Raw genomic sequence first — 14,526 nt, forward strand, 5'->3', positions numbered from 1 at the left:
GGGGCAACGCCATCACCCATGATTTGAAGCGGGGACGCGCGTGATTTCCAATGATTCTCCGACCTCCAGTCGCCGGCTCGGTGCGGCGCTGCTGATCGGGACGATGCTGTCCGGCTGGGCTGCTCCGGCGCTGGCGCAGGCCGCCGCGCCGGCACCCGCCACCCCGGCTCCGACCCCTGCTCCGGCGCGGACGACCGCTGCGCCGACCACGGCAACTCCGGCGACCGCCGCCGCACCGGCGCCGGCCCAGCGCGTGATCCGCTCGATCTCGGTCCGCGGGGCCGAGCGCCTCGAGCCCGAGACGGTCCGCTCCTACGCCAACCTGGCGCCTGGCCAGACCTACGACACCGAGACCCTCGATCAGGCGATCAAGGACCTCTACGCGACCGAGCTGTTCGCCGACGCGCAGATCGAAGGCGCCGATACCGGCAATCTGGTGATCGCGATCCGCGAAAATCCGGTGATCAACCGCATCGTCCTCGAGGGCAACAAGCGGATCAAGGACGACAAGATTACGCCCGAGATCAAGCTCGCGCCGCGGCAGATCTTTACCCGTTCCAAGGTCCGCGCCGACGTCGAGCGGATCATCGAACTCTACAAGCGCCAGGGCCGTTTCGGCGCGCGGGTCGAGCCCAAGACCGTCAACCTCGACCAGAATCGCGTCGACCTCGTGTTCGAGATCAACGAGGGCCCGCTGTCGAAGGTGCGGGCGATCAACATCATCGGCAACAACACCTTCCCCGACGGTCGCCTCCGCAAGGAGATGTATACCAAGCAGGCGGGCGGGCCGCTGGGCTTCCTCAAGTCCAACGACACCTACGATCCCGACCGGCTGGCGGCCGACCAGCAGAAGCTGCGCGCCTTTTATCTGACGCAGGGTTATGCCGACTTCCGCGTCGTCTCGGCGTTGGCCGAGCTGACGCCCGACCGCCGCGACTTCGTCATCACCTACGTCGTCGAGGAAGGGCCGCGCTACAAGTTCGGCAAGATTTCTTCCGAATCGGCGATCCGCGATCTCGACACCAAGACGATCGACCGGTTGACCGGGGTCAAGCAGGGCGACTGGTTCAACGCCAAGGCGGTCGAGGATGCGGTGACGCGGCTGCAGGAGGCCGCCGGCGCGCTCGGCTATGCGTTCTCGGACATCGAGCCCGACTACGGCCGCAACCCCGACACCAAGACGATGGACATCACCTTCCGGGTGAACGAGACGCCGCGCGTCTATGTCGACCGGATCGACATCAGCGGCAACACCGTCACCCGCGACAAGGTCATCCGCCGCGAGTTCCGGATCAACGAAGGCGACGCCTTCAACACGCTCAAGGTCAAGCGCAGCCAGGACCGCATCCAGAGCCTCGGCTTCTTCCAGGACAAGCTCGAGATCAAGCAGAACCAGGTCGCCCCCGACCGGGTCGCGCTGGGCGTCGACGTCGAGGAGAAGTCGACCGGCCAGCTGTCGCTCTCGGCCGGCTATTCGAGCCTCGAGCATTTCATCATCTCGGCCTCGGTCGAGCAGAGCAACTTCCGCGGCCTCGGCCAGGTGCTGAGCGCGGGCGTCAACTATTCGAGCTATTCGAAGTCGGTCCAGCTGGGCTTCACCGAGCCCTATCTGTTCGACAAGCCGATCCTGTTCGGGGTCGACCTGTTCCGCCGCGATCTGAACAGCTTCAACCTCGTCAACAACACCCGCAACACGACCTACAGCCAGGTCTCGACCGGTGGCGGGATCCGGCTCGGCTTCGCGGTCAACGAGTTCGTCACCATCGGCACGCGCTACACGCTGCAGAACGACAAGCTCTCGCTCGACCCGACGACCTTCTACACCGATGGCGTCTGCGATCCGTTCAAGGCTGGTCAGTATCTGTGCGACCAGCTCGGCAACCGTCTGACCAGCTCGGTCGGCTATACCGCGGTCTATGACGACACCAACGGCATCCGCGCGACGCGCGGCCAGCGGTTGATCTTCGGGCAGGATTTTGCCGGCCTCGGCGGCGACGCCAAGTACATCCGCACCCGCGCCGACGCGACCAAGTATTGGAACCCGTTCGGCGGATTCGTCTTCTCGGCCCACGCCGAGGGCGGCTACATCAAGTCGCTGGAGAGCGCGCCGAGCGCCAACGTCGACCCGGTGCGGATCACCGACCGCTTCTTCGGCCAGCAGCTGCGCGGCTTCGACATCCGCGGCATCGGTCCGCGCATCCGCCGCGTCCAGTATATCAAGAATTCCGACGGCACGCTGAGCTTGGGAACGCCCAACAACAACACCACCGACGCGCTCGGCGGGCGGGCCTATTACAATGGCCGGCTCGAGCTCGAATTCCCGACCAGTTCGGGTCTGCGCAGCCTCGGCATCCGGCCGTCGGCCTATATCGATGCCGGCTCGGTGTTCGGCCTGCGCCGTCCCAACGTCAACGACGTCCGCCTGTTCTGCACGCCGACCTCGGACAACACCACCGGGACCGCGTTCCGCATCAACGGCAACGATCCGCGCACGACCTGCGGCACGGGCTACGCCGACACGCTGGGCTACAAGGAAGAGTATCTCGGCGACTCGATCAAGCCGCGCCTGTCGATCGGCGTCGGCTTCAACTGGACCTCGCCGTTCGGTCCGATCCGCATCGATATCGCCAAGGCCCTGCTCAAGCAGGAAGGCGACGATACCAAGCTGTTTTCGTTCAACGTAGGAACCCAATTCTGATGAAGACCAAGCTTTTCGTTGCGGCGCTCGCCGCCACCGCGCTCGTTCCCGCCGCCGCGCAGGCGCAGCGCGTCCCCGCCGCCGCCGTCGCGGTGGTCGACACCGACCAGATCAGCCAGACCTGCACCGCGTGCCGCGCGGCTTCGGCCACGCTGCAGAGCCAGGAGGCGACGCTGCGCACCCGCGCGCAGACCCTCCAGCAGCAGATTCAGAGCACCGGTTCGACCCTGCAGACCCAGGTCCAGGCGCTCAACGGCAAGGAGCCGGACGCCGCGCTCAAGGCCAAGATCAACGCCTTCGAGGCGCAGCAGCGCGCCGCCCAGAACGAGCTCGGCTCGGGCCAGCAGCGGCTGCAGTCGACCCAGGCGAACGTCAACCAGCAGATCAGCGCCAAGCTGCAGACGATCGTCGCCAGCGTGTCGGCCGCGCGCGGCGCCAACGTCACCATCGCGAAGGGCGACGTGATGTACGCGGCTTCGACCATCGACATCACCGCCGAGGTGCTGGCGCAGCTCAACCAGCAGCTGCCGGCCGTCAGCGTCACCCCGCTGCCGCAGACCCAGCAGCCGCAGCAGAGCCGCTAAGAATATGACGGACGGCGACAGCGCGGAGGTGGGCACGCTCGATATCCGGGCGGTCATGGCCGCGCTGCCGCACCGTTATCCAATGCTGCTGGTCGACCGGGTGTCCCGGCTGACCAAGGACCAGAGCATCACCGCGATCAAGGCGGTGACGATCAACGAGTCCTTCTTCGCCGGGCATTTCCCCGGCCGCCCGATCATGCCGGGCGTGCTGATCGTCGAGGCGCTGGCGCAGGCCGCCGGCGTCCTCGCGGTCGAGAGCCTCGGCCTCGCGGGGTCGGGCAAGCTCGTCTATTTCATGGCGATCGACGGCGCCAAGTTCCGCACCCCGGTCGAGCCGGGCTGCCTGCTCGAACTCCATGTCGAGTTCGTCCAGAAGCGCAGCAGCGTGTGCAAGTTCGCCGGCAAGGCGATGGTCGACGGCAAGCTCGCCGCCGAGGCCAACTTCACCGCGATGATCGCGGACCCGCCCGCCGCCTGAGTTAGGCTGCGTGGCCGGTCGCGGCCGCGGCGCTGACCCGGAAGACCTGCTCGAAGTGCGGGCCCGTGCGGACCGCCGTTGGCGTGCCGTCGGCGACGAGCGCGCCTTGCGTCATCATCAGCACCCGGTCGCAGCGGTCGAGCAGATGGAGGTCGTGCAGCGTCAGCAGCACGGCGGCGCCCTCGTCGGCCGCCGTCCGCAGCGCCGCGATCACGGTCGTCACCCAATAAGGATCGAGGTTCGACAGCGGCTCGTCGAGGAGGAGCAGGTCCGGCTTGCTCGCCAGCAGCCGGGCGAGGAGGACGCGGGCGCGCTCGCCGGTCGAGAGGCGGTCGACCGCGCGGTCGAGCAGGGGCGCGAGCTCGAAGCGGTCGAGCAGGGCGGGCGGCGGATCGCCGTCCGCCGTACCAAGTCGCAGCAGGTCGCGGACCGGGATCGCCCAGGCGAGGTCGCGCGAGGCGGGAAGATAGCCGAGCCGGGCAGCGCGCCGCGCGGGCGGCATCCGGTCGAGATTTTCGCCGGCGAGGGTGACGCGGCCGGCGGGCCGCTCGATCCGGGCGAGGGCCTTGAGGAGGCTGGTCTTCCCGCTGCCGTTGGGGCCGATCACTGCGGTCAGCGTGCCTGCCTCAAGCGAGAGGTCGGTCGGCTGGAGACGGTCGTCGAGCGCGACGGCGGCGGCCTGGAGCAGGGGTCCGCTCATCGGCTCAGACCTCCAGCGCGGCGGAGGAGCACCCACAGGAACAAGGGCGTGCCGATCGCGGCGGTGACGACGCCGAGCGGGATGGTGCGTCCGAGCGGCGCGAGCCGGGTGAGGAGGTCGGCACCGGTCAGCAGCGCGGCGCCCAGCGCGGCGGCGGGGAGCAGCGCACGGCCGGGATGGCCGCGGCACAGCCAGCGCGCGGCGATCGGCGCGACAAGCCCAACGAACCCGACCGCGCCGCAGACCGACACGCACGCCCCGACCGCGATCGCGCTGGCGACCACCACCCCGCGCCGGAGCGTGAGCGGATCGTGGCCCATGGCGGCGAGCACGTCCTCGCCGAGCGCGAGCCGGTCGAGCACTGCCGCCCTGCTGACGAGCCAGGTCCCGGCCAGCGCGGCGGGAATCAGGGCGGCGGTGGCCTGGGACAGGCTGCGGTCCTCGAGGCTGCCCATCAGCCAGGCGAAGCTGTCGTAGAAAGCGAATGGCGAGGGGGCGAGCGCGAGCGCGAGGCTGGTCAGCGCGCCCGCGACGAGGCTGATCGCGAGGCCGGCGAGGAGCAGACTGAGCGGCTCGGCGCGGCGGCCGGCGATGGCGAGGAGCAGCCCGAGCGCTAGCAAGGCGCCGGCCGCGCCGCACAGCGCGAGGCCGAGCGGACCGGTGAACCCGAGGAAATAGCTGCCGAGCACCGCGCCGAGCGCGGCGCCGCTGCTGCTGCCGGTGATGTCGGGCGAGGCGAGGGGGTTGGCGAAGATCGCTTGCAGCGCGGCGCCGCTGAGACCGAGGGTCGCGCCATAGCCGAGCGCGAGGAGGAGCCGGGGGAGACGCAATTCGACCACCACGGTGCGGGCGAGGGCGGGGTCGGCGTCGAGCAGGGCGCCGAGCGGCGCCCACGGCAGCAGTAGCGCCAGGGCCGCGAGGCCGAGCAAGGCCAGCCCGATCGCGGCGAGGCCAAGGCGGCTCAATGCGGGGCCCGCCGCAAGCGTGCCACCTCGGCGAGCATCGGCACGCCGCCGCAGGTCCAGGCGCGGCCGTCGGTTCGGGTCGTCCGCGCGGCCAGCCGCCGGACGAGCGGATGGTCGAACCAGGCCTGCTGCCGGCTCGCCTCACCGCTCCGATAATCGCTGCGGATCAGCCACTTGGGCGGCGAGGTGACGAGCGCTTCGAGGCTGAGGCGGGCGTTCGGCAAGGCGCGCTGGCGGTAACCGGCCAGCGCCAGCCACTCGGCGCCGAGTGATCCCGGGGCGAGCGAAGTGCCGCTGCCGCCGATGAAGGCGCCGTCGGCCGGCGGCGGGGCGCTTGCCCGTAAACGGTCGATGGTCCCAACGAGCTGACGCGCCTTGCCCTGCTGGCCGAGCAGCGCGCCGACTTGCGCGACCTGGCCCCGGACATCGGCGACACTCTGGGGGAAGGGGAGGACGACCACCCGCATTCCCAGCCGCGCGGCGATCTCGGCGGTCGCGCGGCCGGCGCCGCCCATCGTCAGGACGAGGTTGGGCCGCGCGGCCAGCGCGCTGTCGAGCGTGCCGCGATTGCGCGGGTAACGCCGCGCTTCGGCCCAGCGGGCGCTGTCGCCCGGCTCGCCCGCAAGGTAGCTCAACGAGGCGATCTGCCGGGGCTCGGCGAGTGCCAGCACCAGCTCGTCGGTGCACAGGTTGAGCGAGGCGACGCGGACCGCGCTAGCGAAGGCTAAGGCGAAGGCCGCCATCGACGCTTCTTCCCTCCGTGCGGTAGCCGATCACGTCCTGGTAGGTGCGATCGAACGCGTTGGCGACCCGCCCGAACAGTTCGAGCTTATCGGTCAGGCGATAGCCGACCCGCGCCCCGGCGAGCCAGTAGCCCTTGAGCGTCAGCGTCGGGGCCGGGAATTGGTCGAAATCGGTGTCCTTGCGCGCGCCGACCAGCGCGACGCTGGCGCCATAGGTCCAGCGCCGCGACTGGCCATCGAGGACGACGCTGCCGCTGTGCTTGGGGCGGCGGAGCTCCTGCACCGGGCGGTCGAGCGCGTCGCGCCGCTCGCTCGCCTTGAGGTAGGCGTAGGTGGCGCTGAGCCGGATCGCCTTGGATAATTGCCAATCGCCTTCGAGCTCGACCCCCGCGCGCTTGCTGACGCCGCTGGCGTTGGCGGTGGTCGACTGGAAGGTCGGCAGGAAGACGTCGATGATCTCGTCGTGGAGGCGCTGGCGGTAGACGGTGGCGCGGAGGGACAGCGGTCCGGCGGTGTAGCGCACGCCGCTTTCCCAGCCCTTCGACCGCTCGGGCCGGAGGTCGGGATTGCCGACGAAGCTGTCGGGGAAGAAGCCGTAGAGGTCGAAGAAGCTCGGCTGGGCGATCCCCTCGCCATAGGAAGCGGTGACCGCCCAGCCGTGTCCGAGCGACAGCAGCGCCGAGCCGCGCAGGGTGGTCGCGTCCTTGAAGCGGTTGAAGATGTCGCGGCGGACGGCGAGGTCGGTGGTGAGCGGCCCGGCCTCGGCGCGCCACTCGCCGGTAAGCGCCTGGTGCGCGCGGGTGCGGCGCTGGTCGGTCGCGCCGGAATAAACGGCGTCGCTGGCGGTGAAGCGCTCGCGGTCGGCATCGGCGGCGAGGATGAAGCGGTGGTGGATCGCACCGGTGGTCAGCTCGCGCCCCAGCTGGAGCCCGGCGGCGCGGCGTTCGCCCGAGGTCTGGTTGACGAAGTCGCCGGCCAGCAGGTTGCGGTTGCGCGAGCCGAGCAGCGAGACGGTCGCGGCGACCGTCCAGCCGCCGCCGCTCCAGCCGGCGTCGAGCCCGAGCGCGCCGAGGCGATTGCGGGTGACGTCGGCGGTGTCGGCACGGACGAAGTCCTGGTAGCCGTCATAGTCGGAGCGGCCGCGCACCGCGAAGCCGGTCAGCCCCAACGTCAGCCCATCCGCCGGGCGCCACTGGATGCGGGTCCGGAGCGCGAGGTTGGCATAGCCGTCCCTGTCGCCGCCGGGCGCACCGAAGCTGTCGATCCCGGTCGCGCGCTGGTAGCCGCCGGCGACGCTGGCCGAGAGGTTGCCTTGAGCGACGCTGGCGCGACCGCCGGCACGGGCGAAGCCGAACGAGCCGCCCTCGGCGCTGACCTGGGGCGTGGCGCTGGGGTCGGAGCTGAGGGCGATCACGCCGCCGATCGCCTCGGAGCCCCACAGCGCGGACTGCGGGCCGCGGACCAGCTCGATCCGGTCGGCGAGGTCGGCGCCGAGCAATTCGAAGCGCGGGATGTTGCCCGCCGCGGGATCATTGGCGCGGATGCCATCAATGAACAGTAGGGTGTGGTTCGCCTCGGCCCCGCGGATGCGGACCTCGGTGATCGAGCCCGCCGGGCCCGAGGTCGCCACCGCCACCGAGGGGAGCAGGCGCAACACGCTGGCGACCAGCGGCTCGCCGAGCCGGTCGAGCCGCTTGCTATCGACAATCGACACCGATGCGGCGGTCTTGTCGCGAGGCTCAGGCGCGCGCTCGGCGGTGACCACGACGGCGGGTGGCTGCAGCGCAGCGGGGACGTCGGCTTGGATCAGGGGCAAAATTCATTCCTCTCGTCACGACACGAATGTCGTCACGGAGGGCGAAGCCCACGTCCCCAGCCTGACCCCGGACAAGGAAACGGACGACGGCGCCAGAGCAAGTATCGGACTTGTCCGCGTCATCCGTGATCGGCGACGCAGCATACCGTTCCGGGCAGAGCGCCGGTGTCGCACCGGCTTCCTTGACCCCTGGGCCTGGCGGCGCCTCTCGGGCCGGCCCGCGACCTTGTCAAGCGGCGGCCCCCCCGCTAAGGGCGCCGGGCACCATCCAGGCTGGTCGGAACCAGCCACTCCAAAGGAATGAGATCATGAAGAGCGGGACCCACCCGGACTATCACTTCATCACCGTCGAGATGACCGACGGGACCAAGTATCAGACCCGGTCGACCTGGGGCAAAGAGGGCGACACCCTCCACCTCGACATCGATCCGACCGTCCACCCGGCCTGGACCGGCGGCAACAGCCGCATGCTCGACCAGGGCGGCCAGGTCGCGCGCTTCAACAAGCGCTTTGGCGGCCTCTCCCTCGGCAAGAAGTAAGCCGGCTTGCCGGTGACGCAGCGCTCGGCTCCCACGCTGGAGACCGAGCGCTTGCGCTTGCGCGCGTTCGGCGCCGACGACCTGCCGCAACTGGCGGCGCTGTGGGCCGATCCTTTGGTCACCCAGTTCGTCGGCGGCCGCCCGCTCAGCGAAGAGGAAAGCTGGCGCAAGGCGCTGGCCGGCACCGCGCAGTGGGGCCTGTTCGGCTTCGGCTACTGGATCGTCACCGACCGTGACGACCGGCTGGTCGGGCACATGGGCTTCGCCGATTTCCGCCGCGGCATCGATCCCGCGATGGATGGCGCGCCCGAGCTTGGCTACGTCTTCGCCTCGGCGACCCACGGCAAGGGGATGGCGGGCGAGGCCTGCCGCGCGGCGCTCGACTGGCTCGACCGTGAGCTGGGGCAGGAGAGCTGGGCGATCATCAGCCCGGGCAATGCGCCGTCACTGAAGCTCGCCGACCGGCTCGGCTTCGCACGGGTGGGACAGGTCGACTATCATGGTGAGACGGTGTTGTTGAAGCGGCCCGCCGCTTAGGCGCTTACCAGCCGCCACCACCCCCGCCGCCGCCGCCACCGCCCGAGAAACCGCCGCCGCCCGAGCCGCTCGACGAGCCCGGCGCGGTCGAGGCCGCGCTGATGGCGCTCGACAGGCTCGAGCCGACGTCGCGGACGAAGCCGCCCGGATTGTCCCACGGCTGGTGCGAGCCCGAATACCACAGGAAGCCCTGCTGCCCCGCGGCGGTGTTGGCCGCGGCGGCCGCCGCCAGCTGCGCGGCGAAGCGGTCGGCCCACTTGTTCTCGACCTTCAAGGCGATCGCGTAGGGCAGATATTTCTCGAATAGGTCGAGCGTCGGCGCCGGGCCGCCGGTCATCCGCTCGAGCCGGTCCTGCTCGGCGATCGAGAGATATTGCTTGAAGCCGGCGATCTGATCGAGCGTCTTGCGGCCTTCCGCCGTCGGCGCGGACAGCCATTTGAAGGCGCTCAGCGCCACCGGCACCGCCAGCAGCGGGCCGAGCAAGGGGAGCAGGCCGGTCATCTCGACCCCGGCGAGCGCGATCGGCAGGCTAACGACGACCACGATCACGCCGGCGATCCCGGCGAGGATCGTCCACAAGGTCCGCATCCCGCCGCGCGCGCCCTGGCGGAGGAAGAGCAGGAACAGCGTCGCGGCGAGCGCGCCCATGCCCATCAGCAGCCAGCGGCCGGCGACCCCGGCGGCGAGGCCCATGGTGGTCGCGGTGAGCCATAGCCCGCCCAGCACCAGCGCCAGCCCGATCACCGCCCAGTCGAGGTTGCGCTTGAACTGCTTGCCGTCGAACCGTTCCTTGAGCGGCATCTCGAGCGCCTGTGAGGCGGCCGAGAATTTGCTGTGGTTCTGCTGCTTCATCTCGAGCGACTGATCGGGCATCGCGATCAGCGCATCGAGCATCGCGGCTTCCTCGTCGGGAAGCGGCGACGTGCCCTGAAGGCGGTCGATGCGGGTGGTGTCCTTGGAAAACCAGCCGCCGTCCTCCTCGGTCAGGCGGATGTGGCCGCGGACGCCGAGGTCGACCAGCGCCGCCGCGAAGGCGCGATTGTCGCAGGTCATCGTCTCGAGATAGCGCATCGCCGCCGGCGAGAGGTCGGCGGGCGGGGAGAACAAAGGCACTACCGGACCCGCCCGCGGATCGCGCCCGACACGGCGGTAGGCGCGCCAGAAGAAACCAAGCAGCGCGACCAGCACCGCCGCGCCGGTCAGCGGCGGGCCGTAATCGGCGAGCCAGTAGCCCGCCTTGAGGGTTTTCGAGGGTGGCGACACGATTCCTTTCGGGAAGGAGACCGCGATCGTCAGGCCCTGGTAGGCGTCGAGCGGGGCGGTCGATTCGATGCGGATTTCGCCCGGCCGCTCGGCGGTGACGGCGGCATTGCGATCGGTCGAGCCCTGGCTTCCGGTGTAGAAGGCGCGCTGGCCGAAGGTGGCCGGGGCGGGGAGGGTGACGGTCGCGCTGGCGTGGTCGATCGGAAAGATCCAGCCGTTGCCGGTGACGTTCCAGTAGAGCTCGTCATAGCGGTCGAAGAAGCCGAGCTCGCGGGTGGCGCGGTAATGGATGGTATAACGATGGTCGCCGACCGGGACCGTGCGGTTGGCGTCACCGATCTTGACCCGAACGCCATTGCCGATCGCCTCGGTGCTGCTCGGCTCGGGTTGGCCGTCGCGGGTGGTGCCGAGGAGGGTGAAGCCGATCTTGACCAGCTTGGCGTGCGGCCCCCGGTAGCGGGTCGGGAAGTCGCGGTAGATGCCGTGGTTGATCCGCTGGTTCTCGACCGTGACGTCGAGCGTCTCGACGACGTCGAGGGCGCCATCCTTCTGGATCGCGATCCGCGAGTCGTAGCTGGCGATCCGCTCCTCGGCCGCGGCGGCGCCGGGCAGCGCGACCAGCAGCGCGGCGAGCGCCGCCGCGAACCGGCGCATCGGCTCAGGCCGCCGGCTTGAAGCTGACCTTGGGCGCCGACTGGATCGAGGCATCGGCATCCTCGTAATAGGGCTCCTCGCTGAACCCCATCGGGCGGGCGATCAGCAAAGCCGGGAAGCTCTGGATGCCGGTGTTGAGGTCGCGGGCGGTCGCATTGTAGTAGCGCCGCGCGCCCTGCAGCTCGCCCTCGATGCTGCCCAGCTGCTCCTGCAATTCGAGGAAGTTGGTGTTGGCCTTGAGGTCGGGATAGGCCTCGGCGACCGCCATCAGGCGGCCGAGCATCCCGGTCATCTGCGCATCGGCCTGGGCGGTCGCGGCGACCGAGCCGGTGCCCTGGATCGCGTCGGTCCGGTGCGCGGTCACCGCCTCGAGCGTCTCGCGCTCGTGCCCGGCATAGCCCTGCACCGTCTCGACGAGGTTGGGGATGAGGTCGGCGCGGCGGCGGAGCTGGACGGTGATCCCGCTGAAGCCCTCCTTGGTCAGCGCCCGCAGCCGCACCAGCCGATTATAGAGCCCGACCGCGTAAAGCAGCAGCAGGACGACGACCCCGATGACGATCCAGCCAACCAGCCCCATGACCCAAACCCCCGATTGTCTCGGGGGCGAGCATAAGCGGTGACGAGAAGTGGCGCTAGGCCTCGGCGTCGGTCGCCGGGGCGCGGCCGTAGACGTCGTCGAAACGGACGATGTCGTCCTCGCCGAGGTAGGTCCCGCACTGAACTTCGACGAGGTGCAGCGGCACCTTGCCGGGGTTGGCGAGGCGGTGGACGGTGCCCGCGCTGATGTAGGTCGACTGGTTTTCGTAAAGGAGGAAGGTCTTCTCGCCGACGGTCACTTCGGCGGTGCCGGCGACCACCACCCAATGCTCGGAGCGGTGATGGTGGAGCTGGCTCGACAGCTTGCCGCCCGGCTTGACCACGATCCGCTTGGTCTGGAAGCGCTCGTCGCGGTCGGTGGTCTGGTAGGTCCCCCACGGGCGATGGATCACGGTCGGCAATTCGCCGCTCTGCTCGCCGCGGTCCTTGAGCTCGTCGACCACCGCGCGGACGTCCTGGCTGCGTGCCTTAGGGGCGACCAGCACCGCGTCGCGGGTCGCGACCACGATCATCTCGTCGAGGCCGACCCCGGCGACGGTCATCCCGTCATAGCCGAACAGCAAGCTGCCGCGGCAATCCACCGCCACCGCCTGGCCGCGCATGGCGTTCTGCGCGCCGTCCTGCTCGGCGCGTGACCATAGTTCGTTCCACGAGCCGAGGTCCGACCAGCCCGGATCGACCGGGACCATCGAAATCCGCGCCGAGCGCTCCATTACCGCATAGTCGATCGAGATGGCCGGGCAGGGGCTGGCGTCATTCTCCTCGGCCGGGCGGAAGAATTCGCAATCGCTGCTGCCGCCGGCGATGGCCTGGTGCGCCCAGGCCGCGACTTCGGGGGCGTGGGTGGTGAGCTCGGCGAGCACGTCGCCGACCCCGAACAGGAAGATGCCCGCGTTCCAATAATAGTCGCCCGAGCGCAGATATTCCTCGGCGGTCGCCAGCGGCGGCTTCTCGACGAAGCGCTCGACCGGGCGGACGCCGCCGCCCGCCTGCCCATCGGCGTCGACCTTGAGATAGCCGTAGCCGGTCTCGGGCCGCGACGGGGCGATCCCGAAGGTGACCAGCTGGCCGGCCGCGACTCCGGCCAGCGCCTCGCCGATCGCGGCGAGGAAGGCCGCCTCGTCGTCGATCACATGGTCGGACGGGAGCACCAGCATGATCGCGTCGGGGTCATGCGCCTGCAGCCATTCGGCGGCGAGGGCGACCGCCGGCGCGGTATTGCGCCCGGTCTTCTCGAGCAGGAGGCAGGCGGGCTCGACGCCCATATCGGCGATCTGGTCGCGGACGACAAAGCGATGCTCTTCGCCGCTGACCAGCAAAGGAGCGTCGAAATGAGGCCCGGTGACCCGCGCCACTGTTTCCTGGAGCAGTGAGCGGCCGCTACCAAGATCGGCCAGTTGCTTGGGAAACTGCGCGCGCGAGACCGGCCACAGTCGCGCGCCCATGCCGCCGCACAGGATGACGGGACGAATACGGCGGGTCGAGGCTGAGGAAGAAATGCTCATGCGGGCCCCTGAACAGCGTCTCGTTTACCTTGTCTAGCCGCAGTTCCTATCTGTTGTCTTTGCGGCAACACTTACCCTGTCTCAAAGCCAGACAGATGAATGGAAAATCTTCACAGAAACTAAACAATGGATTAACCGTTCTGGACGTGGACCGATTCCGGAGCAACAGGGTGAACCAGGGGACGAAGCGCAATCTGACCGTCGGGGCGCTGCTCAGCGCCGGACTGGTCGCCGTTGCCGGCACGCCGCTGGCACTCCAGACCCTCGCCGACCACGGCTACGACGTTCCAACGCTTTCCACGCCTCAAAGCCTGCTCGCGTTGCTCGATGCCCGTTCGCCGGGTGAGCGGGCCAAGGGCGCGCTGACGGCGACCAAGACCAAGAAGCTGGCTGCCAACGCCGTCCGTCCGCACGAGCGGGCGCTCGGCAAGATCGTCAATCCCGCCGCGCCGAACACCGATTTCGCCGAGGCGCTGGCGCCGCCGGCCGCCGCCGAGGTCGCTCCGCCGCTGGCGCCGCCGCCGACGCTGGCCGAGGTGTTGCCCAAGGTTACCGGCGTTCCCGGCAATTCGGCCCCGGGCGGAAGCGTCTTGGTCGGCGCGCCTGGTGGTGGCGGCGGTGGCGGTACCCCGGGCACGCCGGGCACGCCCTCGGCGCCGCCGACCGACGTGCCGGCGGTACCCGAGCCGGCGACCTGGTTGACCATGCTGCTCGGTTTCGGGGTTATCGGCTCGGCCCAGCGCCGGCGTCGGCCCGCTCGTTCGGGACCCGCCCTTTCGAGAACGCCCAGGCTCGCTTAAGGTCGGCGCCCGATGCGGCGGCTGATCCTTCCCTTGCTTGTGCTGGCCGTCGTTGGCGGCGGCCTGCTGCTCTGGTTCAATCGGCCTTCGTCCGAGCCGGCGGCGGTGGCGGTCGCCCGGCCATTGCCCGCCGCCCCGACCGACAACGCCCGGATCGTGCTTGACGCCGCCCAGCAGCGTCAGGCCCAGGCGGTCGGCGGGTTCGAGCAGGCGCCGCACTCGCTGCTCAAGGTCGACCATGCGCTCGAATATGGCGACTTCCTGTGGAACGAGGCGGGCGTCCCGGCCGGTCCCGTCACCATCCGCGTCGACCTGCGCACGCAGCTGATCAGCGTGTTCCGCCAGGGGCATGAGATTGGCACCGCGGTGGTGCTCTACGGCGCCGACGCCAAGGAAACCCCGCTCGGTCGCTTCCCAATCCTGTGGAAAGGCAAGGATCACCGCTCGAGCACCTATGACGCGCCAATGCCCTATACGCTGCGGCTGACCGGCGACGGGGTGGCCATCCACGGCAGCGACGTGCGGTGGGGGGCCGCGACTCATGGCTGCATCGGCGTGCCCACCGCCTTCGCCGAAAAGGTCTATGCCCAGGCGAAGGTCGGCGACCCGGTCACCATCGTCCGCTCGGCCAAGCCGGCCTGAGACT

General features: G+C 69.7%; 14 protein-coding genes and 1 riboswitch. Of the genes, 7 read left to right on the forward strand and 7 right to left on the reverse strand.

Features of this window, described 5'->3' with window-relative positions:
* Positions 1–103: 103 nt before the first annotated feature.
* From bamA to fabZ, 3 genes are read left to right on the forward strand one after another with little or no spacing between them, the layout of a single operon-like run.
* Positions 104–2,698 (forward strand): outer membrane protein assembly factor BamA, encoded by a 2,595-nt coding sequence (bamA, locus tag GCU42_RS02730; protein WP_114228366.1) that lies wholly within the window; start codon positions 104–106, stop codon positions 2,696–2,698.
* Positions 2,698–3,282 (forward strand): OmpH family outer membrane protein, encoded by a 585-nt coding sequence (locus GCU42_RS02735; protein ID WP_114227954.1) that lies wholly within the window; start codon positions 2,698–2,700, stop codon positions 3,280–3,282. Before bamA ends, GCU42_RS02735 begins: the two co-directional genes overlap by 1 nt.
* Before the next feature lie 4 nt (positions 3,283–3,286).
* Positions 3,287–3,760: a 3-hydroxyacyl-ACP dehydratase FabZ gene (gene fabZ / locus GCU42_RS02740; RefSeq protein ID WP_114227953.1), complete on the forward strand. Its 474-nt coding sequence runs from the start codon at positions 3,287–3,289 to the stop codon at positions 3,758–3,760.
* A gap of 1 nt (position 3,761) precedes the next feature.
* Here fabZ and GCU42_RS02745 read toward each other — a convergent pair whose 3' ends face one another.
* The 4 genes from GCU42_RS02745 to GCU42_RS02760 are packed head-to-tail and all read right to left on the reverse strand — an operon-like array spanning position 3,762 to position 7,984.
* Positions 3,762–4,460 carry an ATP-binding cassette domain-containing protein gene (locus tag GCU42_RS02745; protein WP_114227952.1) on the reverse strand — a complete coding sequence of 233 codons (699 nt, stop codon included), beginning with the start codon at positions 4,458–4,460 and terminating at the stop codon, positions 3,762–3,764.
* Positions 4,457–5,425 carry a FecCD family ABC transporter permease gene (locus tag GCU42_RS02750; protein WP_162789234.1) on the reverse strand — a complete coding sequence of 323 codons (969 nt, stop codon included), beginning with the start codon at positions 5,423–5,425 and terminating at the stop codon, positions 4,457–4,459. Before GCU42_RS02750 ends, GCU42_RS02745 begins: the two co-directional genes overlap by 4 nt.
* Positions 5,422–6,168: an ABC transporter substrate-binding protein gene (locus tag GCU42_RS02755; RefSeq protein ID WP_114227950.1), complete on the reverse strand. Its 747-nt coding sequence runs from the start codon at positions 6,166–6,168 to the stop codon at positions 5,422–5,424. The genes GCU42_RS02750 and GCU42_RS02755 overlap by 4 nt, the downstream gene beginning before the upstream one ends.
* Positions 6,140–7,984 (reverse strand): TonB-dependent receptor plug domain-containing protein, encoded by a 1,845-nt coding sequence (locus GCU42_RS02760; RefSeq protein WP_114227949.1) that lies wholly within the window; start codon positions 7,982–7,984, stop codon positions 6,140–6,142. The genes GCU42_RS02755 and GCU42_RS02760 overlap by 29 nt, the downstream gene beginning before the upstream one ends.
* A gap of 78 nt (positions 7,985–8,062) precedes the next feature.
* A riboswitch (cobalamin riboswitch) is annotated at positions 8,063–8,198 on the reverse strand.
* A gap of 94 nt (positions 8,199–8,292) precedes the next feature.
* Here GCU42_RS02760 and rpmE point away from each other — a divergent pair.
* Together rpmE and GCU42_RS02770 are read left to right on the forward strand one after the other, a co-directional pair.
* On the forward strand, positions 8,293–8,523 hold the full coding sequence (rpmE, locus tag GCU42_RS02765) for a 50S ribosomal protein L31 (RefSeq protein WP_114227948.1): 231 nt from the start codon (positions 8,293–8,295) through the stop codon (positions 8,521–8,523).
* A 12-nt stretch (positions 8,524–8,535) separates the two neighbouring features.
* Complete coding sequence (locus GCU42_RS02770; protein ID WP_168713090.1) at positions 8,536–9,060, forward strand: GNAT family N-acetyltransferase; 525 nt, start codon at positions 8,536–8,538, stop codon at positions 9,058–9,060.
* Between the two features lie 4 nt (positions 9,061–9,064).
* Here GCU42_RS02770 and GCU42_RS02775 read toward each other — a convergent pair whose 3' ends face one another.
* From GCU42_RS02775 to GCU42_RS02785, 3 genes are read right to left on the reverse strand one after another with little or no spacing between them, the layout of a single operon-like run.
* Complete coding sequence (locus tag GCU42_RS02775) at positions 9,065–10,978, reverse strand: DUF2207 domain-containing protein (protein ID WP_162789232.1); 1,914 nt, start codon at positions 10,976–10,978, stop codon at positions 9,065–9,067.
* A 4-nt stretch (positions 10,979–10,982) separates the two neighbouring features.
* Positions 10,983–11,555 (reverse strand): LemA family protein, encoded by a 573-nt coding sequence (locus tag GCU42_RS02780; RefSeq protein ID WP_114227945.1) that lies wholly within the window; start codon positions 11,553–11,555, stop codon positions 10,983–10,985.
* A gap of 55 nt (positions 11,556–11,610) precedes the next feature.
* Complete coding sequence (locus GCU42_RS02785) at positions 11,611–13,080, reverse strand: mannose-1-phosphate guanylyltransferase/mannose-6-phosphate isomerase (protein ID WP_114227944.1); 1,470 nt, start codon at positions 13,078–13,080, stop codon at positions 11,611–11,613.
* Between the two features lie 170 nt (positions 13,081–13,250).
* Between GCU42_RS02785 and GCU42_RS15310 the strand changes: the two genes are divergently transcribed.
* Both GCU42_RS15310 and GCU42_RS02795 read left to right on the forward strand, forming a co-directional pair.
* Positions 13,251–13,880 carry a PEPxxWA-CTERM sorting domain-containing protein gene (locus GCU42_RS15310; RefSeq protein ID WP_114227943.1) on the forward strand — a complete coding sequence of 210 codons (630 nt, stop codon included), beginning with the start codon at positions 13,251–13,253 and terminating at the stop codon, positions 13,878–13,880.
* Positions 13,881–13,892: 12 nt separating this feature from the next.
* The gene (locus tag GCU42_RS02795) at positions 13,893–14,522 is read left to right on the forward strand and encodes a L,D-transpeptidase family protein (protein ID WP_114227942.1); all 630 of its coding nucleotides are present in this window, start codon (positions 13,893–13,895) and stop codon (positions 14,520–14,522) included.
* Positions 14,523–14,526 lie beyond the last annotated feature (4 nt).

The sequence above is a fragment of the Sphingomonas ginsengisoli An et al. 2013 genome, assembly GCF_009363895.1.
GTDB lineage: Bacteria > Pseudomonadota > Alphaproteobacteria > Sphingomonadales > Sphingomonadaceae > Sphingomicrobium > Sphingomicrobium ginsengisoli.

Coding starts and splice junctions, on each gene's coding strand:
- GCU42_RS02755 (WP_114227950.1), bottom strand. CDS start 6,168: ATGGCGGCCTTCGCCTTAGCCTTCGCTAGCGCGGTCCGCGTCGCCTCG.
- rpmE (WP_114227948.1), top strand. CDS start 8,293: ATGAAGAGCGGGACCCACCCGGACTATCACTTCATCACCGTCGAGATG.
- bamA (WP_114228366.1), top strand. CDS start 104: ATGCTGTCCGGCTGGGCTGCTCCGGCGCTGGCGCAGGCCGCCGCGCCG.
- fabZ (WP_114227953.1), top strand. CDS start 3,287: ATGACGGACGGCGACAGCGCGGAGGTGGGCACGCTCGATATCCGGGCG.
- GCU42_RS02780 (WP_114227945.1), bottom strand. CDS start 11,555: ATGGGGCTGGTTGGCTGGATCGTCATCGGGGTCGTCGTCCTGCTGCTG.
- GCU42_RS02775 (WP_162789232.1), bottom strand. CDS start 10,978: ATGCGCCGGTTCGCGGCGGCGCTCGCCGCGCTGCTGGTCGCGCTGCCC.
- GCU42_RS02745 (WP_114227952.1), bottom strand. CDS start 4,460: ATGAGCGGACCCCTGCTCCAGGCCGCCGCCGTCGCGCTCGACGACCGT.
- GCU42_RS02735 (WP_114227954.1), top strand. CDS start 2,698: ATGAAGACCAAGCTTTTCGTTGCGGCGCTCGCCGCCACCGCGCTCGTT.
- GCU42_RS02795 (WP_114227942.1), top strand. CDS start 13,893: ATGCGGCGGCTGATCCTTCCCTTGCTTGTGCTGGCCGTCGTTGGCGGC.
- GCU42_RS02785 (WP_114227944.1), bottom strand. CDS start 13,080: ATGAGCATTTCTTCCTCAGCCTCGACCCGCCGTATTCGTCCCGTCATC.